Source organism: Nonomuraea glycinis (genome assembly GCF_014646515.1).
GTDB classification, from domain to species: Bacteria; Actinomycetota; Actinomycetes; order Streptosporangiales; family Streptosporangiaceae; genus Nonomuraea; species Nonomuraea glycinis.
This window is the reverse complement of record NZ_BMNK01000003.1, coordinates 113,696-138,643: the sequence shown is the minus strand read 5'-3', so window position 1 is coordinate 138,643 and position 24,948 is coordinate 113,696. Positions and strand designations below refer to the sequence as shown.

Annotated in this window: 21 protein-coding genes; 6 read left to right on the top strand and 15 right to left on the bottom strand. The window is 69.2% G+C overall.

Annotated features, from left to right (window positions below; all coding sequences use genetic code 11):
- Positions 1-66: 66 nt before the first annotated feature.
- Positions 67-1,158: an alanine racemase gene (locus IEY87_RS10170; RefSeq protein ID WP_189138304.1), complete on the bottom strand. Its 1,092-nt coding sequence runs from the start codon at positions 1,156-1,158 to the stop codon at positions 67-69.
- An 81-nt stretch (positions 1,159-1,239) separates the two neighbouring features.
- On the bottom strand, positions 1,240-3,372 hold the full coding sequence (locus IEY87_RS10165) for a zinc ribbon domain-containing protein (protein WP_225276910.1): 2,133 nt from the start codon (positions 3,370-3,372) through the stop codon (positions 1,240-1,242).
- 261 nt (positions 3,373-3,633) lie between these two features.
- Between IEY87_RS10165 and IEY87_RS10160 the strand changes: the two genes are divergently transcribed.
- Complete coding sequence (locus tag IEY87_RS10160) at positions 3,634-4,887, top strand: ATP-binding protein (RefSeq protein WP_189138303.1); 1,254 nt, start codon at positions 3,634-3,636, stop codon at positions 4,885-4,887.
- A 76-nt stretch (positions 4,888-4,963) separates the two neighbouring features.
- Here the strand turns inward: IEY87_RS10160 and IEY87_RS10155 are convergent, their stop codons facing one another.
- The 11 genes from IEY87_RS10155 to IEY87_RS10105 form a co-directional block, all read right to left on the bottom strand.
- The gene (locus IEY87_RS10155) at positions 4,964-6,184 is read right to left on the bottom strand and encodes a cytochrome P450 family protein (protein ID WP_189138302.1); all 1,221 of its coding nucleotides are present in this window, start codon (positions 6,182-6,184) and stop codon (positions 4,964-4,966) included.
- The gene (locus tag IEY87_RS10150; protein WP_189138301.1) at positions 6,088-7,413 is read right to left on the bottom strand and encodes a cytochrome P450 family protein; all 1,326 of its coding nucleotides are present in this window, start codon (positions 7,411-7,413) and stop codon (positions 6,088-6,090) included. Before IEY87_RS10150 ends, IEY87_RS10155 begins: the two co-directional genes overlap by 97 nt.
- Entirely contained in the window at positions 7,410-7,988 is a 579-nt protein-coding gene (locus IEY87_RS10145) for a GTP-binding protein (protein WP_189138300.1), read from the bottom strand. Before IEY87_RS10145 ends, IEY87_RS10150 begins: the two co-directional genes overlap by 4 nt.
- A complete protein-coding gene (locus tag IEY87_RS10140; protein ID WP_189138299.1) occupies positions 7,969-8,319 on the bottom strand; it encodes a DUF742 domain-containing protein in 351 nt (116 codons plus the stop codon). Before IEY87_RS10140 ends, IEY87_RS10145 begins: the two co-directional genes overlap by 20 nt.
- Positions 8,316-8,723, bottom strand: a complete 408-nt coding sequence (locus tag IEY87_RS10135) for a roadblock/LC7 domain-containing protein (protein WP_225276909.1) — start codon at positions 8,721-8,723, stop codon at positions 8,316-8,318. Before IEY87_RS10135 ends, IEY87_RS10140 begins: the two co-directional genes overlap by 4 nt.
- Positions 8,724-8,778: 55 nt before the next feature.
- Positions 8,779-10,320, bottom strand: coding sequence for an ATP-binding protein (locus IEY87_RS10130; RefSeq protein ID WP_189138297.1), 1,542 nt, complete (start codon positions 10,318-10,320; stop codon positions 8,779-8,781).
- Between the two features lie 330 nt (positions 10,321-10,650).
- A complete protein-coding gene (betA, locus tag IEY87_RS10125) occupies positions 10,651-12,294 on the bottom strand; it encodes a choline dehydrogenase (RefSeq protein WP_225276908.1) in 1,644 nt (547 codons plus the stop codon).
- Complete coding sequence (locus IEY87_RS10120) at positions 12,270-13,205, bottom strand: ABC transporter substrate-binding protein (RefSeq protein ID WP_189138296.1); 936 nt, start codon at positions 13,203-13,205, stop codon at positions 12,270-12,272. Before IEY87_RS10120 ends, betA begins: the two co-directional genes overlap by 25 nt.
- Positions 13,206-13,269: 64 nt before the next feature.
- On the bottom strand, positions 13,270-14,238 hold the full coding sequence (locus IEY87_RS10115; protein ID WP_189138295.1) for an ABC transporter substrate-binding protein: 969 nt from the start codon (positions 14,236-14,238) through the stop codon (positions 13,270-13,272).
- Positions 14,239-14,243: 5 nt separating this feature from the next.
- On the bottom strand, positions 14,244-16,151 hold the full coding sequence (locus IEY87_RS10110) for an ABC transporter permease (protein ID WP_189138294.1): 1,908 nt from the start codon (positions 16,149-16,151) through the stop codon (positions 14,244-14,246).
- On the bottom strand, positions 16,148-17,257 hold the full coding sequence (locus IEY87_RS10105; RefSeq protein ID WP_225276989.1) for a quaternary amine ABC transporter ATP-binding protein: 1,110 nt from the start codon (positions 17,255-17,257) through the stop codon (positions 16,148-16,150). The genes IEY87_RS10110 and IEY87_RS10105 overlap by 4 nt, the downstream gene beginning before the upstream one ends.
- Positions 17,258-17,588: 331 nt before the next feature.
- On the opposite strand from IEY87_RS10105, the gene IEY87_RS10100 reads away from it, so the two are divergent.
- The 4 genes from IEY87_RS10100 to IEY87_RS10085 all read left to right on the top strand — a co-directional run bounded on the left by IEY87_RS10100 (position 17,589) and on the right by IEY87_RS10085 (position 21,503).
- On the top strand, positions 17,589-20,147 hold the full coding sequence (locus tag IEY87_RS10100) for a sensor histidine kinase (protein WP_189138292.1): 2,559 nt from the start codon (positions 17,589-17,591) through the stop codon (positions 20,145-20,147).
- Positions 20,147-20,569 carry a roadblock/LC7 domain-containing protein gene (locus IEY87_RS10095; protein ID WP_189138291.1) on the top strand — a complete coding sequence of 141 codons (423 nt, stop codon included), beginning with the start codon at positions 20,147-20,149 and terminating at the stop codon, positions 20,567-20,569. The genes IEY87_RS10100 and IEY87_RS10095 overlap by 1 nt, the downstream gene beginning before the upstream one ends.
- Positions 20,570-20,635: 66 nt before the next feature.
- A complete protein-coding gene (locus tag IEY87_RS10090) occupies positions 20,636-20,950 on the top strand; it encodes a DUF742 domain-containing protein (RefSeq protein ID WP_263651382.1) in 315 nt (104 codons plus the stop codon).
- On the top strand, positions 20,931-21,503 hold the full coding sequence (locus IEY87_RS10085; protein ID WP_189138289.1) for a GTP-binding protein: 573 nt from the start codon (positions 20,931-20,933) through the stop codon (positions 21,501-21,503). Before IEY87_RS10090 ends, IEY87_RS10085 begins: the two co-directional genes overlap by 20 nt.
- Here IEY87_RS10085 and IEY87_RS10080 read toward each other — a convergent pair whose 3' ends face one another.
- Both IEY87_RS10080 and IEY87_RS10075 read right to left on the bottom strand, forming a co-directional pair.
- Positions 21,504-22,463 (bottom strand): SIS domain-containing protein, encoded by a 960-nt coding sequence (locus IEY87_RS10080; RefSeq protein WP_189138288.1) that lies wholly within the window; start codon positions 22,461-22,463, stop codon positions 21,504-21,506.
- Positions 22,460-23,437: a phosphotransferase gene (locus IEY87_RS10075; RefSeq protein ID WP_189138287.1), complete on the bottom strand. Its 978-nt coding sequence runs from the start codon at positions 23,435-23,437 to the stop codon at positions 22,460-22,462. Before IEY87_RS10075 ends, IEY87_RS10080 begins: the two co-directional genes overlap by 4 nt.
- Positions 23,438-23,825: 388 nt before the next feature.
- Here IEY87_RS10075 and IEY87_RS10070 point away from each other — a divergent pair, with 388 nt between their 5' ends.
- A complete protein-coding gene (locus tag IEY87_RS10070) occupies positions 23,826-24,947 on the top strand; it encodes a polyamine ABC transporter substrate-binding protein (protein WP_189138286.1) in 1,122 nt (373 codons plus the stop codon).
- Position 24,948: the final 1 nt, after the last annotated feature.

Below are 24,948 nucleotides of genomic sequence, written 5' to 3'. Positions count from 1 at the left end.
CCACCTTCAGGTCGGGCCTGCCGGTGCAAGCCGTACTGCCGATGTCGTTCACCGCACGGTGGGCGCCTACCGGGTCACGTAGTGAAAGCCAGGCTTCGGATGCATCAGGAAGTCATGGTGGGAGATGTTCCACGCGTACGCCCCCGCCATGGTGAACTCCAGCACGTCGCCCGGCTTCAGGCTGATGGGCACGCGGCGGGCCAGGACGTCCTTCGGGGTGCACAACTGGCCGACGATGGTCGTGGGCTCGCCCGGCTCGCCGATGATCAGCGGCTGGTCGTGGCCCTTGGTGGCGGGCGTGCGGAGGTGATGCGTCCCACCGGCCACCACCGCGAACAGCTCACCGTGCACCCGCTTGACGTCTATCACCCGGGTGACGTAGCGCCCGCAGTAGACGGTCAGCGAACGGCCCGGCTCTATCCGCAGCACCTCACCGGGGCGGCGCAACCCGGCCAGCCCGCTGCCGTAGGTCTCCCAGTCGAACGTACGGTCCGGCTCGGCGTAGGAGACGGCCATCCCGCCACCGAGGTTGATCTCCGACATGCCGAGCCCGCGCGCGTAGTCCAGCACGGTCGCGGCGACCTCCAGCATCCTGGAGGCGTCGAGCCCGCTCGCCAGATGAGCATGGATGCCGCGCGCCCGTACGGTCTCCTGCCCTTCGAGGAGGGCCAGGCACTCGGCGATCCCGGCAGGATCCATGCCGAACGGCGTCGCACCCCCACCCATGGCGAGTGAGGCGCCCTCGATGGGAATGTCCAGATTGACCCGCAGCAGCACGTCGGCGGCACGGCCGGCGGCGAGCAGCCGGTGGATCTCGCTGGGACTCTCCACATGCAGCCGGGTGACGTCCGCGAAGAGCTCGGCGTCCGTCTTACCGGGACCGCCCAAGGCCACGGGCGCGCCGGGGAAGTGCTCCCGTACGTGCGCGAGCTCGCCGCCCGAGGCCACCTCGAACCCGTCCACATAAGGAGCGAGGGTACGCAGGAGCCGGGGGTCGGGGTTGGCCTTGACCGCGTAGTAGACCTCGACGTCCCCGAGCGCGGCACGGACCCGGCGCATGTGGCCGTCGAGCTCGGTCAGGTCGTAGACGTAGGCGGGCAGGCTCTCCGGGGGAGCGCCGGCGGAGCTCTGCGGCTCTGGGGCGAGGCTGGTGGTCACGGGCTCTCCGATCGATGCGTGCGCTTGCTGATCACACGCTAGAGCCAAGCGTCTGCGATTCTCTGTGGTTGCCTGAGGGGTTCAGGCTTTTCGGGCGGGCGTGGCGTGGTGTCTGCCGCTCCCGTACTCGGCTAGTGCGAGTACGGGGGTGGCTTTCACTTTGTGGAAGCCGGTCCGGTGGTGAGGATCGCGTACAAGTCCTGTGCGGACGGCCGTTGGGCTGTTCGCCTGGGGTGCTTGGCCCGCCGGACGCTGTCCCACCGTCAAGGTGGGGGCGGGCACCGGACGCCGGTCGGGCATCTGGCTGAAAGTCTTCGTGGTGGGTTGTTTGCCGGTGGGTCCGGTCTTGGCCCGGTCTCGCCGGGTCCGGTTCTGTCGAGTCCGGTCGTGTCGGCTTTGGGGGCGTGGGTGGAGGTCGGTGCCGGTGCGGCGGGCGCGTCTGGCGGCCCGGGTCGGCTTACGCGGGCGGCGGACGCGGCTCAGGTTGCCCTCCATCACGGTGCGGATGGTGCGGGCGCCGGTGGCGCGGTCGGTGATGGTGTGGGTTTGGGCGAGCAGGCCGCGGGTGACGATCCGTTCGGCGGCGGCTTGGTCGCGGTCGCGGGACAGGCCGCACCTGGTGCAGTGCGCCCATTTCCAGCCGCGCTCATTGAGCCGGTCCGGCGCGGGCGTGTGGCGTAGGGGTGCGGTGCCGGTGCCGCAACGGGGGCAGTATCTGCTGGTGCCGCGCGCGGGCACGGTGACGACCGCGAGCCCGGTCTTGGCGGCCAGATGCCGGATGGCGTCGGCTACGCGGCCGCGGACTTGGCCGGACAGGGTGGCGTTGCCTTTCCGGTGTCCGCGCGCTTCCAGGGTGGTGAGGTCTTCGAGGTAGATGACCGACGCGCCCAGCGCCACGGCTTGGTCGACGGCCCAGCGGGCGGCGCTCCAGGACAGGGCGTTGTTCAGGCGCCGGATCCGCGCGCACACCCGCGCGTGCTCCCGATCGGCCCGCTCATGTAGCGCGGCCACCTGCTCGTAGCGGGCGGTATCACGGGCGGCGTGAGGGGCATACTGAGGAGCGGTGTTGCGGGAGGCGGCGCGGGTGGTGAGCCCGGCCTGGAGGGCGGCGTAGTGGTCGCGTCTGGCGGCCAGCGCTTCACGATGCCCGCGCAGCCGATGCAGCTTGGCACTGATGGGGGTGGCGTCGTAGATCAGCGGCCGGCCATCACCCTCCACCCGCCCGTCCCGCATCCGCCCGTCCTGCGGGTCTGCGGCGTGCAGCCGTCCGACCGCGCCGGTGAGCAGGGTGTTGACTCCCCAGTCGAACCCGACCGCGACCGTGTGCCCGCCGACCGGGGCATACGGCACCGCCGTCGTGAACGGCAGATCCACCCGCACCCGGCCATCCATCACCCGCAGGGTCGGGGTGCGCAGCCGCGCGTCGGCCGGCACCTGGGCGGGTAGCGGGACCGCCAGCACATGCCACGCCCAGTCCCGGCGGGTGGCCGGCCGCGCGCACAACGGAAGCTGCACCCGCAACCGCGCCTCGGAGGCGCCGATGCGTTCCAGGATGATGAGTTGCCGGTCGGCGGCGGCCAGCAGCACCTGCGCGGCCACCCCCGGTGGCCCCTCCACCTCCACCACACCGGCCCGACCGGTCAGGCCGGCGAGTGAGAGGCCGCGCTCGTCAAGGTAGGCGCGCAGTTGCCGGGTCCGGTTACGGATCACCGCGGCCGACACCCCACCGGCCACACCCTCCGCCTCCAGCGCCGCGCGCAGCGCCGTCCACTCGGCGTCGGTGCGCCGGCGCGGATCGGCGGGCCAGGACGCGGTGATCGCCGCCAGCACCGCCCCGCGATGCAACGCCAGCCGCAACGCCCGAGCCGCCTCCTCCTCCGCGCACCGGCGCACCCGATCAGAGACATACACCCCGACAGGAACATCCGCGCCCCATCCCAGGCGGCGCACCGCCATCCACCCCTTCGCGGGCAAGGCCCGGCCATCCAGCCCAGCACCCGCCTTCAGCAGGTCCAGATCCGCCCGATTCCAGCGCTCGGCCACCACCCCCGCCGCCACCTGCCGGACCACGGCCACCAGCCAGCCCACCCGCTCGGCCAGCACCCGCTCCCCGACCACCTCACCCGAGGACTCCAGCACCGCCCGAAACGCTCGGCACGTCGCGGTGGACACCACCTCACCCATCAGCACCCACCCGCCCCGCGCCCGCCTCATGACCCCAGCCCACCGGCCAACAGTAGCTCAACGTGACTGCTCCGATACGAACAGATCATGGCCGAAACACAGCTATACATAGCGAATATGAAGCACAGTCTTAACCCTCCCCTGCCACAGCAGAAGCGGTGTCGCTCTCGTGAAATGTCGCTACAGGTTCCGTGGAATGTCGGTTCTGAGGTCCGCCAAATGTCGGTCGGTTGGCCGTAGAATGTCGGTTTGAAGGTCTGTAGAATGTCGTTTCCACAGGTAGGAGGCGGCATGGCTGATCTTGTTGCTCGTCGGATCGCCGAGCATGCGGTGGAGTTCCTCGACTCGTTCAGAGTCGTGATCGTCAACGGTCCGCGTCAGTCCGGGAAGACGACTCTGCTCCAGCAGTTGCAGGCCTGCCGAGGTGGCACCTACCTGACTCTGGACGATGTCACGCTGCGCGCCGCGGCGCACGCGGATCCGGAGGTCTTCGTCGCCAACGACGCGAAGCCGATGTTGATCGATGAGATTCAACGGGGTGGTGACGATCTGGTGCTGGCCATCAAGGCGGCGGTTGATCGCTCGTCGAGCAGGGGGCAGTTCGTCCTGGCTGGTTCGACCAGATTTCTGGGGACTCCCTCGCTGAGTGAGTCCCTGGCCGGGCGGGCGGGCGTGCTGGAGGTGTGGCCGTTCGCGCAACAGGAGCTCTCGGGAAGCAGTACGTCCTTCCTCACCAGGGCGTTCGAGGAGCCGGAGTCCTTCAGGACGACGGAGCAGAGCGAGTACGGCAGGAGCGACTACTTCCAGCTCATCGCCAGAGGGTTCTATCCCGAGCTGCTGACGATGAGATCGGAGCTGGCGCGCGGCGAGTGGTACAGCTCGTATGTGCAGGCCATCATCGACACCGATATCCGTGAGATGGCGAAGATCGAAGAGCCCAGCAACCTGCACAGCCTGCTGAGGCTGGCCGCCGCGTCCACCGCGCAGGAGCTGAATCTGGTCAAGACCGCCAGCGACCTGGGCCTGCACCGCACCACGGTCAACCGTTATCTCGGCCTTCTCGAAACGGTGTTCCTGGTGCGTTCTCTGCCTGCCTGGTCACGCAACCCACACCACCGTGCCGTTCGACGCCCCAAGGTGCACGTCACCGACACCGGTTTGGCGGCTCATCTGCTGGCCGTGGACGCCGAAGGGCTCGGCGCCCGGGTCAGCCCGGCGCGCGGCCCGCTCGTCGAGACCTTCATCGCCAACGAGCTGGCCAAGCAGGCGACGTGGTCGCCGTTCCGGCTCAACCTCTATCACTGGCGGGTCAGCCAGGGGCCGGAGGTCGACGTCGTCGTCGAACGCACCAACGGCCGGGTGGTGGGCATCGAGGCCAAGGCCACCGATGCGGTCGACCTCAAGGACTTCAAGGGGTTGATCGAGCTTCGTGACTCCCTGGGTGACCAGTTCGTGCACGGATACGTCCTTCATTCAGGGAGGAGGTCGCTGTCCTTCGGCGATCGGTTGACGGCGTTGCCGATCAGCGCCATGTGGGACCGGTGATCAGAGGCGGTGGGCACGCGCTGATCGGCGACGCCCGGCCGGGGATCGAGCCCCGGCCGGGCGTCGCCGGTGGAGGTCAGGGGTGCAGGTGGAGGGGCAGGCTGGCCCAGCCGTGGGCGATGAAGGATGGGACGTGGGGGAGGTCGCTTTCGGGGACCGCCAGTCGGAGGTCCGGGAAGCGGGCGAAGAGGGCCGGCAGGGCGGCCAGTGCCTCCTGGCGGGCGAGTGGGGCGCCGATGCAGCGGTGCACGCCGACGCCGAAGGCCAGGTGCTCCTCGCGTTCCTGGGTCGGGTCGAACCGGTCGGCGTCCGGGCCGTGCTGGTCGGGGTCGTGCCCGGCCGCCAGGTAGCTGGTGATGATCGCGTCGCCCGCCTCGATCCGTACCCCGCCGATCTCGATCGGCTCGATGGCGAACCGCAGCGGCAGGTTGGCGATCGACGGTGTCCAGCGCAGCGTCTCCTCGATCACCGCGTCCCAGGAGATCTCTCCGGACAGGACCCGCGCGAGGTGGTCCGGATGGGTGAGCAGGGCGTGCACCGCGTTGCCGATCAGGTTGACCGTGGTCTCGTGCCCGGCCGCGATGAGCAGCAGCAGCGTGTCGCGCAACTCGTCGTCGCTGAGCGCGTCGCCGCTGTCGCGCACGTTGATCAGCTCGGTGGTCAGGTCGTCGCCCGGGTGCTCGCGCTTGTAGGCGACCAGGGCGGGCAGCACGGTGCCGATCTGGACCGCTGTGGCCGCCATCTGCTCGGGGGTGCCCGTGGTGTCCATGATGGCCTCCATCACCAGGGCCATCTCCACCCACATGTGCTCGGGGACGCCGAACAGCTCGCAGATCACCCGCATCGGCAGAGGGTGGGCGTAGGCGGTGCGGAGGTCGACGGCCTGGCCCGGCGGCTGCGCGGCCATGGCGTCCAGCAGCTCCGCCACGATGCCCTCGACGATCGGCTGCATGGCCTTGGTACGGCGCGCGGTGAAGCTCGGGGCGACCAGTTTGCGCAGCCGCCGGTGCTCCTCGCCATAGGCGCTGAGCATGTTGGACACGCCGATCCAGGTCATGATCCAGGTCCAGCCGGGCTCGGCGAGCGCCTGCGGCAGCAGCCGCCAGTGCCGCTTGTCCTTGCTCACCAGCGGATCGAGGATCAGCTGCTTGAGCAGGTCGTGCCGGGTGACCGCCCAGGCCGGGACGCCTCCGGTGAGCTCTACGAGGACCAGGGGGCCGAGGTCACGTAACCGGCGGACCTCGCCGGGGAGGTCGGCGCCGAAGGGGTCGAGGACGACGGGGGCTGCACTGCCCAAGGGGATTCTCCTGGCTGATCGGGGCGGATAGGGGTGAAACGCACCGGCAGCTGCGCCAGCGCGCGATGGAACGGGCCGGGCCGCCACGGCAGCTCGTCGCGGGGCACGGTCAGTTCGAGGTCGCACAGGTGAGAGGTCAGGCGTTCGATCGCGGTCATGGCGATGAGCACGGCCGGGTCGCTGGCCGGGCAGCGGTGCGGCCCGGCGCCGAAGCCCAGGTACGCGCCGCCGTCGGAGCGCAGCTCCTCGGGAACGTTGGCCGGCTCGGTGTTGGCCGCCGCGTAGGAGACGAGAACCAGCTCGGCCGGCTGGATCCAGGTGCCGTGGAAGTGCACCGGCTGGAGCACGAAGTACGGGCCGTAGTTCGACATGGCGGGCTCGGCGCGCAGCGCCTCCATGAGGGCGTCGTACGTGCTGAGCGCGCCGTTGGTGAGCGAGCTGTAGTAGCGGTCGTCGCTGACCATCCGGGAGATCGTGTTGGAGATCAGATTGGCCATGGGCTCGTAGCTGGCGGCCGTCACCAGCACGAGGGTCTCCGCCAGCTCGTCGGTCCGCAGCGCGGCCGGATGGTCGATGAACCAGGAGGTCAGGTCGTCGCCCCGCTCGGCGTGCTTGGCCTGGATCAGCTCGCCGATGTAGCGGCTGAACGCGTCGCTGCCCCGAGCGCCACGCTCGCCGTCGGCCTCCATCAGGTCCGACAGAGCCTGGGTCAGGCCGGCGCTGTCGGAGTCGGGGCGCCCGAAGAGCAGGTTGAAGATGCGGGTCGGGATGAGCCGGGTGAATTCGGCGACCAGGTCGGCCTCGCCCTTGGCGGCGAACTGGCTGATGAGTGAGTCCGACACCTCGATCACCATCTGGCGCAGCTTGTGCGGCTGGATCTGCTGGAAGCAGTCGGCGATCACTTTGCGGAAGCGGGCGTGCTCGGCCCCGTCGGAGTACAGCGCGCTCGGCCGGCGGCCGAGCATGGCGATCGCCCCCGCGGCCTCCGGGGTGTCGGGGAGCCGCGCCTGCCAGGCGCTGGGGTGCTTGCTCCAGACGCCGCCCACGTTGGTGAGCACGTCCAAGGCGGCCCGGTAGCCGAGCACCAGGTGGGCCTCGATGCCCGGGGCGATCTCCACGGGCGCGACCGCGCCGTGCCGCCCGCGCAACTCCGCGTACAGCGCCTGCGGGTCTCGGGCGTACTCCGGCCCGTACAGGCGCCCGGCATCGGGCAGGTAGCGCAGGGTCATGACAGCACCAGCTCTCTGATGTGCTCCACCAGCGCGATCAGCGAGGCGCGGGCGGAGGCGGGGTCGCGGGCGTCGCACACCATCAGCGGCGTGCCTGGGTCCAGGTCGAGCGCCTCGCGCACGGACTCCAAGGGGTAGTCGGGCGAGTCGGGGAAGTGGTTGACGGCCACCGCGTAGCGGATGCCGGCGTTCTCCACCAGGTCGAGGACGGCGAAGCTCTCGTCGATGCGCCGGGTGTCGGCCAGCACCAGAACCCCCAGCGCGCCGCGCACCAGCTCGTCCCACAGGACCTGGAAGCGGGTCTGGCCCGGCGCCCCGAACAGGTAGAGCACGACCCCGGGCAGGGTGAGGCGGCCGAAGTCGATCGCGGTGGTCGTGGTGGTCTTCTCGTTCACGCCGGTGAGGTCGTCGACCAGCGTGCCCGCCTCGGTGAGCACCTCTTCGGTGTTGAGGGGCCTGATCTCCGAGAGCGCACCCACGATGGTCGTCTTGCCCACGCCGAACGGCCCTGCGATGACCAGCTTGACCGGGATGTGCTCGGCGCTGACGCGGCTGTCAGAGAGCGCGGAGGCCATTGAGTACCAACTCCAAGATCTCGATGTCGGGCAGGTCGGTGGCCGGCGGATCGCGGGTCAGCAGCGTTCCGCCACCGACCAGCCCGGCGACCAGCAACCGCACCACGTAGTACGGCAGGCCCAGGTGCGCGGCGCACTCGTACACCGACAACGGCCCGTGCCCGAGCAGGACCAGCAGGTGCGACCCCGGCGGGTCCAGCCCGTGGGCGGCCGCGTCGGGGGCGACGTAGACCAGGGTGGTGCGCTCGACGCTGATGTGCTCGGGCACGGTCAACCTCGCGGCGGCCATGTAGTCCGGGACGACCCGCCGCCGTTGCCGGCCGGAGGTCATGCCCTTACGCCCGGCACCCTGGCCGCGCTGGCCTCGTCGAGAGCCTTGATCAGCTTCTGAACCTGTAGTTGGACTTCGTAGGCCAGCGCGCCGATGTTGACCGCGCCGGTGGCGGCGACGACGATGGCGGCGCGGTCGCCGGCCGGGGCGATGTAGTAATAGCCGCTCTCGGCGGAGATGACGATGTCCACCACCCCGCCGTCGGAGCCGCCGCTGAGGCCGTCGCACAGGGCGCGGGCGGCCCCCAGGACGGAGCTCGTCATGGCGGCGGCGCGCTCGCCGCTCTCGGTCGTCACATCGGCGGAGCCGCCGAGGATCAGCCCGTCACGGCTCAGCACCACGCCTCGCGCGACCCCGGGCAGTGCCAGGAGAGGCGACAGGACCCAGGACACGTCGAGGGACAACGCGCGACCCTTGGTCTGAACACGGCCTGAAGCTCTGTGAGTGTCCATGGAACGGTCACTTCCCTTCGGTGATGTCGTGTTGCTCGGTCGGGAGCGCTTCGCGGCGGCCCGCTTCGGCGCCGACCTGGAAATCTCCCCACCGCTTCTGAGCCTCCTCCGGCGTGGTGCGCAATCCGCCGGCGGGCCTGGAGCCGGATGCGGCACGCGGCGGCGACTGGCGACGACGCTGCGGCAGCGGCACCAGATCCGCCGCCGCCGCGGTATCGGTTCGCTCGGAGGAGGCGGCGGGTTCCATCCGCGCGGCCGCCGTCACGGGTTCCGGCCGCGAAGGCGCGGCGATGGGTTCCGGCCGGGCGGTCACGGGCTCCGGCCGTGAAGGCGCGGTGGCGGGTTCCAGGCGGGCGGCCGGGACCGTGGCGCGGACCGGCTCGGGCGCCAGCACCGACGGCCGGCTGTCCTCCGGCATCTCCACCAGCAGCGCGGTGGGGATGGTCAGCACGGCCTGTACGCCGCCGAAGGCGCTCTTCTTGACGGTGACCTGCACGCCGTAGTGCGCCACCTGGCGGCCGATCGCGGCCCAGCCGGTGTGCGGCGGGTTGCCCAGGTCGACCAGGCGGGTCGGCTGAATGCCGCTCAGCAGGCGGGTGGCGCGGGCGTACTGGTCCTCGTTGAGGCCGACACCGGCGTCGTCGATGACGATGGCGGCGCCGTTGTTGGTCTCGTGTACGGCGATGGTCACCTTGAGCGTGCCGTAGGAGTGGTGGACGGCGTTGGCCAGCAGCTCGGCGGTGATGAACAGGATCGACTCGGCGGCGCGGGCGGCGACCCCGATCCGGCGGCGCAGGTGGTTGGCCGGGCCCTCGATGCGCTGCTCGAAGTTCTCCACCCGGGAGATGGCGCCCACCATCAGGTCCACCAGATAGGTGTCGTCACGCGACAGGCCGGGCGTGGCGCCGCACGCGATGCCGGTCACCTGCACGCGGCGGATGATCAGCTCGTTGAACATGTCGAGCCCCAGCACCTCGCGCAGCAGCGCCGTGTGCTCGTCACCGCTGTAGCGCTGCTGCACCCCGGCGAGCAGGTCCTGGGCGCGCAGTGCCTGGGTCTGCACGCGGGACATCGCGCCTCTGATGACCGCCTGGGCCGCTTCGTCGATGCGCTCGCCCTCCTCCCTGAGGCCGCGGGTGACCGCGTCGAGGATGGTGCGGTGCTGCTTGTCGACGTCCGTGCCGGCGAGTGCCGGGTTCTGCACGCCGGGCACGATCACGTGCGGGGTGCGCAGGTGGGCCAGCAGGGCGGGGATGCGCTTCGCGATCAGGTGCTCGGTCTCGGCGCGGACGAGGTCGTGCTGGGCGCGGGCCTCGCGCAGCAGCTCCGCGCTCTCCTGGGCCTGGCGCTCCGCCTGGGCCAGGCGCTGGTGGCCGACGCTGGTCTCGCGCGTCCGATGCTCCTGTGCCTGACGGGCCTGAACGAGCTGCCCCTGGGCGTGGGCGAGCTTGCGGCGTACGCGTGTGTGGAGGAGCAGAACGCCCACGAGGACGAGGGCGAGAACGATCGCGATGATCAGTATGGGAACGCTGGAGGAGTCTGACGGCATGACAAGTCCTGGGGTCGAGGAAGCCGGCGGGAAGATGCCGACCGCCGAAGAGCCTGCTAGCAGCGCGTGGCGGTCTCGCACGGCGTCCGGCGTGGACCGCGCCCCTGCGCGCCGTCGGCACGGCTGTGTGCCTGGTGCGGCTCTGCCTGAGACAGGGCGGGGCCAAGCGACATGGGCATCCTCAGTCTCACTCGAACGACGGCCAACAGGGAAACCAGTATTCCCGTTTAGTCACGATAGTCAACCGTGTGTAAGGTCCTCAGTGCAGCCAGATGCATACAAAGTCCGATTTATTCGGATTTGCACCAAAAATGCCATGGGGATCGGCGTTCAGTGGCGGTAGAACTCGGCGGGCTCCGGAGGGAGCGGGGTGTTGCCGAGGATGAGGTCGGCGGACTTCTCCGCCAGCATCATGACCGGGGCGTAGATGTTGCCGTTGGTGACGTACGGCATGGCCGAGGCGTCCACCACGCGCAGACCCTCCAGGCCGTGCACGCGTAACGTGTCCGGGTGCACCACGGACATCTCGTCCACGCCCATCTTGCAGGTGCACGACGGGTGCAGGGCGGTCTCGCCGTCCTTGGCCACCCAGGCGAGGATCTCCTCGTCGGTCTCCACCGAGGGGCCGGGGGAGATCTCGCCGCCGTCGAGGGCGGCCCAGGCCGGCTGGGAGAGGATCTCGCGGGTGCGCCTGATGGCCTCCACCCACTCGCGGCGGTCCTGCTCGGTGGACAGGTAGTTGAAGCGCAGCGCGGGCTTGACGCGGGGGTCCGCCGAGGTGATGCGCACCGAGCCGCGGGCGTCTGAGTACATCGGGCCGATGTGCACCTGGTAGCCGTGCCCGCCCGCCGGGGCGCTGCCGTCGTAGCGGACGGCGATCGGCAGGAAGTGGAACATCAGGTTCGGGTACGGGACATCGTCGTTGGAGCGGATGAAGCCGCCCGCCTCGAAGTGGTTGGTGGCGCCGGGCCCGCCGCGCAGGAAGAGCCACTGCGCGCCGATGAACGGCCTTCGCCACATCGCCAGCGACGGCTGCTGCGACACCGGCTGCGTGCAGGCGTGCTGGACGTACACCTCAAGGTGGTCCTGCAGGTTGGCGCCCACGCCGGGCAGGTCGTGCACCATCTCGATGCCGAGGGGCTCCAGCAGGTCGGCGGGGCCGACGCCGGACAGTTGCAGGAGCTGGGGGGAGTTGATGGCGCCGCCGCTGACGATGACCTCGCCCGCGCCGATGCGCTCGCCGTCGCAGATCACGCCGACCGCTCGGGTGCCCTCGAAGACGATCTTCTCGACGAAGGCGCGGGTCTTCACCGTGAGGTTGCGGCGGTGCCGTACCGGATGGAGGTAGGCGCGGGCGGCGCTCAGCCGGCGGCCGCGGTGCAGGTTGCGGTCGAAGGCGGCGAAGCCTTCCTGCCGGTAGCCGTTCACATCGTCGGTGAGCGGGTGACCGGCCTGCTGGACGGCCTCGAAGAACGCGTCGAACAGGGGGCCCTTCGCGGGGCCGCGCTCCAGCTTGAGCGGGCCTTCGCCGCCCCGGAACTCGGTGCCGGGGTCGGCCAGGCAGTTCTCCATCTTCTTGAAGTAAGGCAGGCAGTGCGCGTAGTCCCAGCTCTTCATGCCGGGATCGGCCGCCCAGCGCTCGTAGTCGAGCGGGTTGCCGCGCTGAAAGATCATGCCGTTGATGCTGCTGGAGCCGCCGAGGACCTTGCCGCGCGCGTGGTAGACACGACGGTCGTTCATGTGCGGCTCGGGCTCCGACTCGTACTTCCAGTCGTAGAAGCGGTTGCCGATGGGGAACATCAGCGCGGCGGGCATGTGCACGAACACGTCCCACCGGTAGTCGGGCCGGCCCGCCTCAAGGACCAGGACCGACACCGACGGGTCGGCGCTGAGCCGGTTGGCCAGGGCGCAGCCCGCGGAGCCGCCTCCCACGATGACGTAGTCGTAGATCAACGGGGGATCCAGTCCTTCCACACGATCTCGTTCTCCTCGACCCACCGCTTGGCGGCCTGGTCGGCGTTGAGCTTGCGGTTGATCATGTCGCTGGCGACGGCGTTCTGGTCGTCGTTGCTCCAGCTGAAGTTACGGACCAACTCGTAGGCCTTGCCGCCGGTCTCGGCGAACTTCTTGCTGACGATCTTGTCGAGCAGGTAGGGGGGATAGTCGCAGGCCACCTTGGCGGCGGCCTTGTCGCAGCCTATCGCGTACGCCGGAAGGTTGATCTTCACCAGTTTCACCTTGGTGAACAGCCATTGCGGTTCGTAGAAGTACATCAGCAGCGGTGTGTTGTTCTTGGTCGCCGCCTGGGCCGCCTTGATGAGCGCGGCTTCGCTGCCGGAGTAGACGACCTTGTAATTGAGGCCGAGGTTCTTGACGATCGCTTCGTCGTTGGTGACGAAGGTGGGATCGCCGTCCAGCACTTGGCCGAGGTCGCCGGATCTCGTGGTCCGGAAAAGACTCGCGTACTTGTTCAGGTTCCGCCAGTTGGTGATATCCGGATATTTCTTGGCCATCCACTCGGGGACGTACCAGCCGATCACCCCTTTGTTACCGGTGAGCCCGGCGGAGAGTGCGACCTTCTTCTGCTCGATGTACTCCTCTTTGAGATCGTTGTGGCCCCAGTTCTCCACGATGACGTCGACCTCGCCGCTTTCGAAGTCGCGCCAGGATTCGTCCTCCTTGATCTCCCGCTTCACGACCTTGTAACCGAGCTCCCGTTCGAGCAGGTACGCCAGCACGGCGGCCTGGGCCTCATATCCGGCCCACGCGTGAATGTCCATATTGACGGTACGGTTCGCCCGACCGGCCGAGGTGGGGGCCGCATCGGTGCAGGCGGTCAGGAGCAGGGCCAGCAGCAGCGGCCCGGCGAGTGTCTTGGTTCGCATGAGAGTCTCCGCGACCGTGACCCCGCCCTGCGGCGGGGTCACGGGTGAAGGGGATCAGGGGGTGTTACGCGGGGATCCAGGCCTGCCACTTGGCCTTGTTGGCCTCGACCCACTTCTTGGCCGCCTCTTCGCCGGACATGCCGTTGTTGGTCATGTCGTCGGCGACGGCGTTCTGGTCCTCGTTGGTCCAGCTGAAGTTCTTGACCAGGTCGTACGCCTTGCCGCCGGTGTCGGCGAACTTCTTGCTCACGATCTTGTCGAGGTCCATCTCGGCATAGTCGCAGGCGACCTTCTTCGGGTCGGCGTCGCAGCCCTCGGCGTACGGGGGCAGGTTGACTCGGACGAGCTCGGTCTTGCTGAACAGCCAGTGCGGGTCCCAGAAGTAGAACAGCAGCGGCTTCTTCTGCGCCTGAGCCTGCTGGGCGCCCTTGATCAGCGCGGCCTCGCTGCCACCCGTGACGATCTTGAAGTCCAGCTTGAGGTTCTTGATCAGCGCGGCCTCGTTGCTGACGTACGACGGGTCACCGAACAGCAGCTGGCCCTTGTCGCCCGACTCGGAGGTCTTGAAGAGCTTGGCGTACTTGTTCAGGTTCTTGTAGTCGGTGATGTCGGGGTGCTCGTCCGCCATCCACTTGGGGATGTACCAGCCGATGACGCCCTTGTTGCCGGTCGAGCCCGCCTCGACGGCCGTCTTCTTCTCCTCGATGAACTGCTTCTTGAGGTCCGGGTGCCCCCAGTTCTCGATGATGACGTCGACGTCACCCGTCTCGAAGCCCTCCCAGGCCAGCTGCTCCTTGATCTCGGGCAGCTCCACCTGGTAGCCCAGCTCGTTCTTGAGCAGGTACGCCACGACGTTGGCGCTGGCCTCGTAGCCCACCCAGGGGTTGATCGCGATCTTCACGGTCCCGGCCGCGCCGGACGTGGTGGCGGTGCCCGCCGAAGCGGTGGAACTGGGCGCGGTATCCACCGTGGCCCCGCCGCACCCCGCGGCGAGCCCCAGGGCCAGTAGGCCTGCGAGCAGGCGAATCTTCATTGTCTTTACATTCCTTTTGTGGGGGATGGGCGCCTGTCGGCACCTTGCGTGATGCGGTCGAGCATGACTCCGAGCAGGACCATCGCGACACCGGCCACGAATCCCATCCCGAAGTCCGTCCGCTGGGAGAAGCCGAGGACCACGTCGTAGCCGAGGGCTCCGGCTCCGACCAGCGCGCCGACGACCACCATGGCGAGCGTCATGACGATGCCCTGGTTGGCGGCGAGCAGGATGGCTCGCCTGGCCATCGGGAGTTGCACCTTCCACAGGAGCTGTCCCGAGGTCGATCCGGCGGAGGTGGCCGCCTCGACCACGGTGGCGGGCACGGTCCTGATGCCGTCCTCGACGAGCCGCACGACCGGCGGCACGGCGAAGATGATCGAGGCGAAGATCGCGGTGAACCGGGTGGTGCCGAACAGGGCGAGCGCCGGCAACAGGTAGACGAACGAGGGCATCGTCTGCGCCGCGTCGAGCAGCGGCCGCTGGAAGGCGGAGTAGGTGTCCCACCGGGCGGCGGCCACGCCCAGCAGCAGGCCGATGACGAGGGTGACGACGACCGCGACGGCGACCGTGGTCAGCGTCCGCATCGAGTGCTCCCAGGTGCCGAGCAGGGCGATCGCCAGCAGACAGGCCAGGGCCGTGAGCGCCGGTCGTACCCCGCTGATCCGCCACGCCACGACCAGCACCGCGGCGGCGACCAGCCACCACGGCGCCGAGGTGAACAGGTGCTCCAGCGGGTTCAGCACCAGGTTCGAGAACGTGTCCTTGATGAAGGAGGTGACGCCGAACCAGCTCGTCTCCGCCCAGAGGACGACGTCGTTGATCTCGGAGACGAGGTTGATCGTCAGGTTCGCGGGCCACTCGCGCGGCAGCAACGGGGCCGCGATCAGGCCCGCGCCCGCCAGGACCGCCGCGACGACCAGGCTGCTCCTGCCGATCTTGTTACGCGGGTCGCGCTTGGCCACCGAGACCATCATCCGGTCCAGCACCACCGCCATGACCACGATCGCGAGGCCGGCCGGGAGCATGATGCCGACCTGCGCGCGCGACAGGCCGCGGATGATGTCGGAGCCGAGGCCGGGCGCGGAGATCAGGTTCGCGATGACCACCATGGACAGCGCCATCATGATGGTCTGGTTGATGGCCAGCGCCATCGTGGACCTGGCCAGCGGCAGGTGCACCTTGAGCAGGGTCTGCGCCCGGGTGGCGCCGAGGGAGGCCGAGGCCTCGACCGCGGTGGGGGAGACCCGCTGGATGGCCAGCGCGGTGATCCGGATGGCCGGCGGGATCGAGTAGATCATGGTCGCGATGACGCCCGCCGGCGCGCCGATGTGGAAGAACAGCGCCAGCGGCGCCAGATAGGCGAAGTGCGGCATGATCTGCATGACGTCCAGGACCGGCGTGAACAGCTTGCGCACCCGTACGGACAGCCCCGCCCAGACGCCCAGCGGGATGCCGATCACCAGCGACAGCAGCACCGCCGACGCGACCAGGGCGAGGGTGTCGACGCTGGCCTGCCAGAGCCCGAAGACGCCGAAGGAGCAGAACCCGGCGACGGCGCCCAGCGCGACCCGCCAGCCGCCCGCCAGCCAGGCCAGCGCGCCCATGACCCCGATCAAGCCGGGCCAGCCCAGCGCGTACAGGGTGGTCTGTAAGAGGCTGAAGAGCGCCTCGACGAAGATCCGGATGTAGTTCAGGAAGTAGAGGAAGACCGGGTTGTCGTTGCGGTGGTCATCGATCCACTCGCGCAGCTCGGTGACCGCCGCGAACTGCGGCGCCTCGCTGTTGTGCGGCAGCGTGCCGGTGCCCTGGAAGATCAGGTACGCCACCACGAACAGCAGCGCGATCCCCGTGGGCGCGACCCAGCCGGGCACCCGGAACCTGGAGGGTGTGCTGACGGCCGTACTGCTCATGCGGTCGCCACCGCATCCGATCCTGAGGCATCCGATCCTGAGACGTCCAATCCCGAGACGTCCTGGCCCGCGAGGAAGCTCAGCAGATCGACCCGGTCCACCACACCGACCAGCTCGTCACCGTCGACCACCCTGATCGGGCGGGAGGAGGACGAGGCGGCGCCGATGGCGTCCTTGATCAGCGTGACGGCCGGGAGCGCGGGGCCGTCCAGCGGCTCGCCCTCCTCGGGCGGCCGGGCGATCCAGCGCAGGGTGAGGACGTGGCTCCTGGGGACGTCGCGGACGAAGTCCGCCACGTAGTCGTCGGCGGGCGCGCCCACGAGCTCCTCCGGCGTGCCGATCTGCACGATCGCGCCGGCTCGCATGATCGCGATGCGCTCGCCCAGCTTGAGCGCCTCCGACAGGTCGTGCGTGATGAACACCATGGTCTTGCCGACTTCCCGGTGCAGGCGGACCACCTCGGCCTGCATGTCCCGGCGGATCAGCGGGTCGAGCGCGCTGAACGGCTCGTCGAACAGCATCACCTGGGGCTCGACCGCGAGCGCGCGGGCCAGCCCGACGCGCTGCTGCATGCCGCCGGAGAGCTGGTCGGGATAGGAGTCGGCGTGGCCGTCGAGGCCGACCAGCGACAGGATGTCCGCCGCCCGCGCGTGCCTGGCGGCCTTGCCGGTGCCCTGGATCTCCAGCCCGTAGGCGACGTTGTCGATCACCCGGCGGTGCGGCAGCAGGCCGAAGTGCTGGAAGACCATGCTGACGTGATGGCGGCGCAGTTCGCGCAGGCGGGCGGGAGAAGCGGCCCGGACGTCCTCGCCGCCGATCGTGATCCGGCCGGCGGTCGGCTCGATGAGCCGGGTCAAACAACGGACGAGAGTGGATTTGCCGCTGCCCGACAGACCCATCACCACGAAGACTTCGCCGGGGCTTACTTCGAAACTCACGTCCCTCACAGCGGGGGTGCAGCCGGTCTTCTCTCTTAGCGCCCCAGGTTCCAGAAACCTGTCGTCGCTGTCCAGCACCCTTTCGGCCCGGGGACCGAAGATCTTCCACAGCCCTTCAACACCGATGGCCCCACTGTCGGGAGATTCCCGCACCACTCGCCTCCTCAGTTGAGGGAGCAAACATATGTGGTGAATAACGGGAATCTCAACGCTGTGACCTTCTGGAGACCTCGAAGGTCCTGGGGTGTTACGGTCAGGGACCCCACAAATACCCCATATAGGGACATTTACCTATTTAAGGGAGCATTCCACATCCCGGAAGGTGGGTAGATGGAGCTCCAGGTTCTTGCTCGTGCGTCACACTACTCAACTTATGTAGCGTTATGTTGCGCTTGGCCGAGCTGGTAGATATGTGTTCCAATTGCCCAGGCTTGCTGGATTTTCACATCCGTCACGGGGATCTTCATATTGCGCCGATTCGGGCGAGAGGTTGCGTTCGGTGAGTACTGAGTTAGGACAGCGGCCGCCAGAGGAAGGCAACTGGCGGTTGCGTAACTGGCGTGTGCGGGCGCGACTTGTCGCGCTCATTCTCGTTCCGACGGCCGCGGCCGTGCTGCTCGGTGGCTTTCAGGTGTTCGCCTCGACAGGCGCGGCGGCCGACTTCGCGCGCACGAATCAGCTCGCCCAGCTCTCCGCGCAGATCGGCGAGCTCACCCATGTGGTCTCCGGAGAGCGCGCGAGGATGTCCTGGTTCATCGCCAGGAACCGCCCGGCCAGCGGCCTGCCGTCGGTGCGCGAGCAGATGGACCAGGTGGACGGCGTCATCGGCCAGGTCCGGATCAGCGCCGACGATCTCCTGCTCAGCGTCACCGGCCGGACGGCCGACCAGATCCAGAACATGCTCAACCGCCTGGACGACCTCGTCGGACTGCGTGAGCAGGCGCTCGACGCCGACCTGCTGCCCGCCGCCTCCGTCGAGCTGTACTCCACCGTGATCAACGACCTGCTCTCGGTCCACAACGAGCTCATCAAGGGCAGCCAGGACGACGAGCTGTTCCGCCAGTCCCGCATGCTCGACTCACTCGCCCGCGCCAAGGAGAGCGTCTCGCACCAGCAGGCCCTGCTGACCACCGTCCTGAGCGAGGGCGCGTTCAGCCAGGACCAGCTCAAGCGCTTCCTCGGCGAGCTGTCGCGCGAGGAGAACGAGCGCAAGGCCTTCGCCGACGAGGCCACGGCCGCGGAACGCCGGATCTTCGACGAGAACGTCAACGGCCGCTCCGCCGACACCATGCTGTTCCTGCGCGAGCTGGTGCTCATCAGGGCGACCGCCGGGCAGACCGTACGCGGCCTCGACCAGGGCAACCGCGACGACGCCGGGCAGTGGTTCGCGGCGTCCAACGTGGTCGTCGACTCCATGCGCATGGTCGAGCAGCGCCAGGCCGCGGGCATCGTGGCCCGGAGCGAGGCGCTCAGCGCCGACGAGCGGCAGCGCGCGTACGTGATCGCGGGCGCGGTGATCGCGCTGCTCGTGGCCATCCTGCTGATCACGACCGGCGTCGCCAGGTCCCTGGTACGCCCGCTGCGCCGGCTGCGCGCCGAGGCCCTGGAGATCGCCGGCAAGCGGCTGCCCGACTTCGTGCAGCACCTGCGCGAGTCCCGCGACGGCGTGGTCGACGCCGAGGTGCCGCCCATCAACGTCTTCTCCAGGGACGAGGTCGGTGAGGTCGCGCGGGCCTTCGACGAGGTGCACCGCGAGGCCGTGCGCCTGGCCGGTGACGAGGCCAGGCTGCGCGCCAACGTCAACGCGATGTTCGTCAACCTGTCGCGGCGCAGCCAGACGCTGGTGGAGCGGCAGCTCTCCCTGATCGAGCGGCTGGAGCGCGGCGAACGCGACGACGCCAGGCTCGGCGACCTGTTCAAGCTGGACCACCTGGCCACCCGCATGCGCCGCAACAGCGAGAACCTGCTGGTCCTGGCGGGTCAGGAGGCCGTGCGCAAGTGGAGCCAGCCGGTCGAGCTCATGGACGTGGTACGGGCCGCGCTCGGCGAGGTGGAGAGCTACGACCGGGTCAGCATCCAGGTCCAGTCGGAGTCGGCCATCGCGGGTCAGGCCGTCAACGACGTGGTCCACCTGCTGGCCGAGCTGATCGAGAACGCCGTCTCGTTCTCCGCCCGCGACACCAAGGTGATCATCTCCAGCAGCCGCATCGACGGCGGCGGGCTGATGCTCTCGGTCACCGACAACGGCATCTCGATGACCGCGGAAGAGCTGGCCGAGGCCAACTGGCGGCTGGCGAACCCGCCGGTGGTGGACGTGTCGGTGTCGCGCCGGATGGGCCTGTTCGTGGTCGGCCGGCTGGCCCTGCGGCACAACATCAGGGTGCAGCTCCGGCGTCAGGACGTCGGCGGGCTGACCGCCATGGTCCTGCTGCCGGAGACGCTGCTCACCGTGGTGCCCGGCGCGGTGCCCGACGCGTCGTTCTCCCGCACGGCGGTGTCCGCGCCGGAGATGATGCCGTACCAGCAGGGCCCGATGCCGAGCATGCCCTCCATGCCGCCGCTGCCGCCGACGCCCTCCATGCCCGGCCCCGGTCATCCGTCTCTGGACATGACCCCCACGCCGGAGCCTTCCTCGTGGTTCAGCTCGCAGTTCACGAACTCCGTGGAGCTGCCGCCGGCGCCGTTCCCCGCGCAGGAACCCGTACGGGAGTCCACGCAGGGCGACTTCCTGCCGATCTTCGCCTCCGTCGAGTCGAGCTGGTTCACCAAGCCGTCGTTCACGCCGGACCGGCGGGAGTCCGAGCCCGACCCCGCCTGGTCGTCGTCGGGCGACAGCGGCTGGCAGGCGGCCGGGGCGGTACGCGAGCCGGCGCGCGGCGGCACGACGAGCGCCGGACTGCCGAAGCGGACGCCGAAGGCGAATCTGGTGCCCGGGTCCGCGGCGCCCGCGCCGTCGCCCATGCCCGCGCCCCCGGTGTCCCCCGATCGGCTCCGCAGCAGGCTCTCCAGTTATCAGCAGGGCGTCCGCAAGGGTCGTACCGAGCTTGAGGAGGACTGATGAGTAATTTGAGCCAGGCGGCCAAGGATGTGAACTGGCTCGTCAGCGGCTTCGTCGAAGAGGTGCCCGGCGTGGCGCACGCGGTGGTGGTCTCCGCTGACGGGCTGCCGATGGCCTTCTCCCGCGGGTTCCCCAAGGACCGCGCCGACCAGCTCGCCGCCATCGCGGCCGGGCTGGTCAGCCTCACCGCGGGATCGGCGCGGGTGTTCGAGGGCGGCGAGGTCGTGCAGACCCTCGTCGAGATGGAGCTCGGCCTGATGCTGGTGATGTCGATCAGCGACGGGTCGTGCCTGGCGGTGCTGGCGGCACCGGACTGTGACATGGGCCTGGTGGCCTACCAAATGACGATCCTGGTCGAACGTGCGGGGCAGGTGCTCACGCCTGACGTGCGCGCGGAACTCTCAAGCGCACGCCCCTGGTGATGGGAGTAGACGGTGGCATCGTGGCATGGCGGGGAGCCGGAGCCCGAGCGCAGCTCGCTGGTGAGGATGTACGCCGTAACCGGCGGACGGACCGCGCCGCGCACGGCGCTCGCCATGGAGGCGCTCGTCTCCTCGGCGACGTCGATGCAGCTGGGACCGGTGTACGCCCGGGAGTTCCGGCAGATCAGCGAGCTGTGCCGGCAGATCAGGTCCGTGGCGGAGATCTCCGCGCTGCTGGCCATCCCGCTCGGCGTGGCCAGAGTGCTGGTCGCTGACATGGAGGCGGAAGGCCTGGTCAGGGTGTATCAGCCGCAGCTGGACGCGGGCAAGCCTGACGCGAGCCTGCTCGAAAGGGTGCTCAGTGGACTACGCAGGCTCTAGTCCCGGGCTCACCTCGACGAAGATCGTGGTGGCCGGGGGCTTCGGCGTGGGCAAGACGACGTTCGTGAAGGCGGTGTCGGAGATCACGCCGCTGACCACGGAAGCGGTGATGACCGACGCCTCGGCCGGGGTCGACGACGTCTCGCTCACCCCGAACAAGTCGACGACCACGGTGGCGATGGACTTCGGCCGGGTGTCGCTGGACCATGACCTGATCCTGTATCTGTTCGGGACGCCGGGTCAGCACCGGTTCTGGTTCATGTGGGACGACCTCGTACGGGGCGCCATCGGTGCCGTGGTGCTGGTCGACACCCGCCGGCTGGCCGACAGCTTCCCCGCCATCGACTACTTCGAAGAGGCCAAGCTGCCCTTCGTGGTGGGCGTCAACGGCTGGAACGGGGCTTTCCCGCACGTGGAGAACGAGGTCCGCGAGGCGCTCACGCTCTCCCCGCACATCCCCCTCGTGCGCACCGACGCCCGCAGCCGGGAGGCGGTCAAGTCCACGCTGATCACCCTCGTGGAGCACGCGCTGACCGCGCGCTCGCTCCGCTGATCACTGGGCCGCCCACCAGTAGGCGGCCACCAGCTCGGCGACCAGCGTCTCGGTCAGCAGCGCCACGTCCGCGTCGTCGTCGTGGACGTACCGGACGGCCGCGGTGGCGTCCTTGACCTCACCGCCGACGGTGACGACCGTGGAGCCGCGCTGCCGTACCCAGTCCATGGCCTGCTCGTCGTAGCGCGAGCCCGGGAACAGCAGCGCGCGGTAGTCGAGGGTCTTGGTCAGGTAGACGTCCACGTGCGCCCAGTCGCCCGTCTCGCAGGCGTCCGCCGGGCGGCGCGGGCCCTCCCTGAGCATCAGCGCCGACTGCTCGGCCGACGACAGGCGCTCCACCGGGCCGATCGTGTAGACCCCGTGCGGGCCGTCGAGCAGCTCCAGCACCAGCGGCAGCCACTCGTCCCTGCGCTCCAGCAGGTCGGCCGTGGCCTCGGCGGCGCGCCGCACCAGAGCCGCCACGTCCCGGCCCGACCCGGTGAGACGGGACTCCAGGGCGAGCAGCAGGGCCAGGGTGTGCTGGAAGGTGCGGCACGACACGCCGCCCCGCTCCACGCCCGCGTGCATGGGGATCACCAGGTCCGCCGCCCGCGCGAGCGCGGAGTCCGCGGTGTTGGTGAGCGCCGCCACGGGGGAGGCGCCACCGCCGTGGCGGGCCACCGCGTCCAGCGTCTCGCGGCTGCTCCCGGTCGCGGAGATCGGTACGACCAGCGTACGGGCATCGCGCGGGAAGGACGCGGCGGCGGAGGCGTACTCGGCGTAGGCGTCCACTCCCGCCGCCCGCAGGCGCAGGGCGGCGACGCCGGCGGCGTAGCGGGAGCTGCCCATCCCCAGGAACAGCACGCGCTCGACCCCGGCGGGCAGCGCCGCGAAGGGGTCGGCGGCCTCCAGCGTCCCGGCCAGGGTGGCCAGGGCGGCGGGCTTGGCCTCCAGGTCGGACAGATACAGCTCGGGGTTCATCGACTCTCCTCGGGATACCGGTCGCGCAGCACGCCCATCGGCGCGTAGCGCCATCGGGGCAGGTGACGGGCCGAGTAAATCAGCTCACGGCACTCCTGCTCGATTTCGAACGGGCGGATCAGGGACTCGTCCAGCAGGTCGGCCGCGCCGCGCCCGGCCAGGCGGTCGCGGTAGGCGGCGAGCATGCGCGTCCTGGCCTCGGCGGCCCAGCGGGCGGCGTCGTCCGGCGAGGTGCCGCGGCGCTTGATCGCCACCTGGGCCACGTGCTGGAGGCTCGTGGTCAGCTGGGCGACGTCCCGGGCGGCGGGCTGCAGCGGGTCGGCGCCGGTGACGGTGGGGTTGCCGTCGAAGTCGATCACCGCGTAGCCGTCGCGCCAGCGCAGGATCTGGCCCACGTGCAGGTCGCCGTGGATGAGGATCCTGGGCGAGGTGACGGGTTCGGCCAGCGGGCCCAGCTCCTGGCGCAGTTGCCCAGCGTGGCCGGCCAGCCAGTCGCCGTCGTCGCCGTCGGTGAGCTCCAGGGCTTCGCGCAGGGCGGCCTCGGCCCTGACCGCGTTCCGTTCGGGGCCGGGCGGCGTCGGCTCGGCGGGGGAGGCCGACGCGGGGGAGGCTGACGTGGGGGAGGCTGACGTGGGGGAGGCCGGTGCGGGGGAGGCCGATGCGGGGAAGGTCGACGTGGGGAAGGTCGACAGGGCCAGGTGCAGGTCGGCGGCGAGGCGGCCGAGGGTGGGGGCGAAGTCGGTGCGGCCCGCCTCGGCCTCGTCGGCGCACCATTCCCAGCCGTCCGTGGCCTCCGGAAGATAGCCCGTCACCAGCGCGAGCAGGACCTCCTGCGGCCCGTCCACCCGGGTGAGCGCGGCATAGGGCGGCGCGGTGTCTTTGAAGCCGACATCAACGAGGTGAGCGAGCACCTCAGGCGTGCGCGGGAGCGGAACGGGAGGTGTGAGCCATTTCACGACGACCCGATCATTCACCACCACAGAGTAGTTTGTCTGATCTACGTGTGGCCCGAAATCGCGCTCGGCCGGGCCCCCGGTGTCCGGGGCCCCCACGCTGTGCGAGATGGTGGGAAGCGGGAGGAATCGGCGGACGGCGAACGCGGCCGGCACGGGTTTATCCAACACGGTGAGCAGAGCGGTTGTGAGACCGCGATCTCGGCACGAGGCATGATCCTCACCGAGAGAGATCAGCCGGTTCCAAATTGAATCCGTATTCAACACTTAGACCAAACTTCCAGCTAGCAATGTCCAGCAAAGTCTTGCTCATGTTGATTTCTGCTGCAACACTCCTGCTCTGGTCTCCCGTGTCCGGTTGGTCGCGCGACCCCCTCTCGTACCCTGAAATCCATAAGGAGTAGCGGCTGTGTTCCGTACCCGGGTCACCCGTCGTCTTCCGGCCGCTGCAGCGGCGGCCGGCCTCGCGCTCGCCGTCGCGGCGTGCGGCGGTGGGTCGACCAACAGCGCAGAGACAGCACCGCAGGCGACAGCCGCTCAGCTGAACCCCAACGCCGATCTGGCGAAGCAGTCACTCATGGTGACGGTCTGGGACGGCTACACGCCCAAAGAGCTCCAGGACATGGTGAAGAAAGAGCTGAAGATCTCCAAGCTCGACATCACCATCCACGACACCAACGAGACCGCGATGACCAAGCTCACCACCGGTGGTGACAGCGGCATCGACGTGGCGTTCGTGTCCGGTCAGTACGCCCAGGCGCTCAACGAGCAGAATCTGCTGGAGCCCATCCACGCCGAGCTGATCCCCAACCTGTCGAACCTCTACCCCGAGGCCACCCAGCTCTCCTACGACAAGGGCAACAAGTACTCCGTGCCCTACACGTGGGGCACCACCGGCATTTGCTACCGCAGCGACCTGGTGAAGACCCCGCCGACGAGCTGGAACGATCTTTTGAAGCCGCCGGCCTGGGCCGAGAAGAAGGTCACGCTGATGACCACCGAGCGCTGGCTGGCCCTGCCCGCGCTCAAGTCCCTCGGCTACTCGGTCAACACCGCCAAGGACGACGAGATCGCCAAGGCCAAGGAGCTGCTGCTGGCCGCCAAGCCGCACCTGCTCGCCTTCGACGACACGACGTTCGGCGACCGGCTGATCAAGGGCGAGGCGCTCATGGTGGAGGCGTGGGACGGCTGGTGCCCGACCACCGACGCCAAGCAGAACATCAAGTTCGCGGTGCCGAAGGAGGGCAGCGACCTCTGGGTGGACACCATGGTCATCCTGAAGTCCTCCAAGAACAAGGAAGCCGCACACGCCTTCATCAACTACATCCTCGACCCCGAGGTGCACCGCTGGGCGGCGGAGAACATCAACTACAAGGTGCCGAACAAGGCCGCCATGGACAAGGTCAAGATCGCCCCGGGATCGCTGCTCGGCATCAAGCCGGCCCAGCTGCTCGACGGTGAGGCCATCTTCGACCTCGGGCAGGCGTCGACCAAGTTCACGCGCCTGTCCTCCGAAATCCAGGCCGACTAGT

What these genes read in the sequence shown, in the direction of transcription:
- IEY87_RS10130 (WP_189138297.1), bottom strand. Translation starts at nt 10,320, where the DNA reads ATGCCGTCAGACTCCTCCAGCGTTCCCATACTGATCATCGCGATCGTT.
- IEY87_RS10165 (WP_225276910.1), bottom strand. Translation starts at nt 3,372, where the DNA reads ATGAGGCGGGCGCGGGGCGGGTGGGTGCTGATGGGTGAGGTGGTGTCC.
- IEY87_RS10160 (WP_189138303.1), top strand. Translation starts at nt 3,634, where the DNA reads ATGGCTGATCTTGTTGCTCGTCGGATCGCCGAGCATGCGGTGGAGTTC.
- IEY87_RS10090 (WP_263651382.1), top strand. Translation starts at nt 20,636, where the DNA reads ATGTACGCCGTAACCGGCGGACGGACCGCGCCGCGCACGGCGCTCGCC.
- IEY87_RS10120 (WP_189138296.1), bottom strand. Translation starts at nt 13,205, where the DNA reads ATGCGAACCAAGACACTCGCCGGGCCGCTGCTGCTGGCCCTGCTCCTG.
- IEY87_RS10140 (WP_189138299.1), bottom strand. Translation starts at nt 8,319, where the DNA reads ATGACCTCCGGCCGGCAACGGCGGCGGGTCGTCCCGGACTACATGGCC.
- IEY87_RS10115 (WP_189138295.1), bottom strand. Translation starts at nt 14,238, where the DNA reads ATGAAGATTCGCCTGCTCGCAGGCCTACTGGCCCTGGGGCTCGCCGCG.
- IEY87_RS10145 (WP_189138300.1), bottom strand. Translation starts at nt 7,988, where the DNA reads ATGGCCTCCGCGCTCTCTGACAGCCGCGTCAGCGCCGAGCACATCCCG.
- IEY87_RS10110 (WP_189138294.1), bottom strand. Translation starts at nt 16,151, where the DNA reads ATGAGCAGTACGGCCGTCAGCACACCCTCCAGGTTCCGGGTGCCCGGC.
- IEY87_RS10095 (WP_189138291.1), top strand. Translation starts at nt 20,147, where the DNA reads ATGAGTAATTTGAGCCAGGCGGCCAAGGATGTGAACTGGCTCGTCAGC.
- IEY87_RS10080 (WP_189138288.1), bottom strand. Translation starts at nt 22,463, where the DNA reads ATGAACCCCGAGCTGTATCTGTCCGACCTGGAGGCCAAGCCCGCCGCC.
- IEY87_RS10150 (WP_189138301.1), bottom strand. Translation starts at nt 7,413, where the DNA reads ATGACCCTGCGCTACCTGCCCGATGCCGGGCGCCTGTACGGGCCGGAG.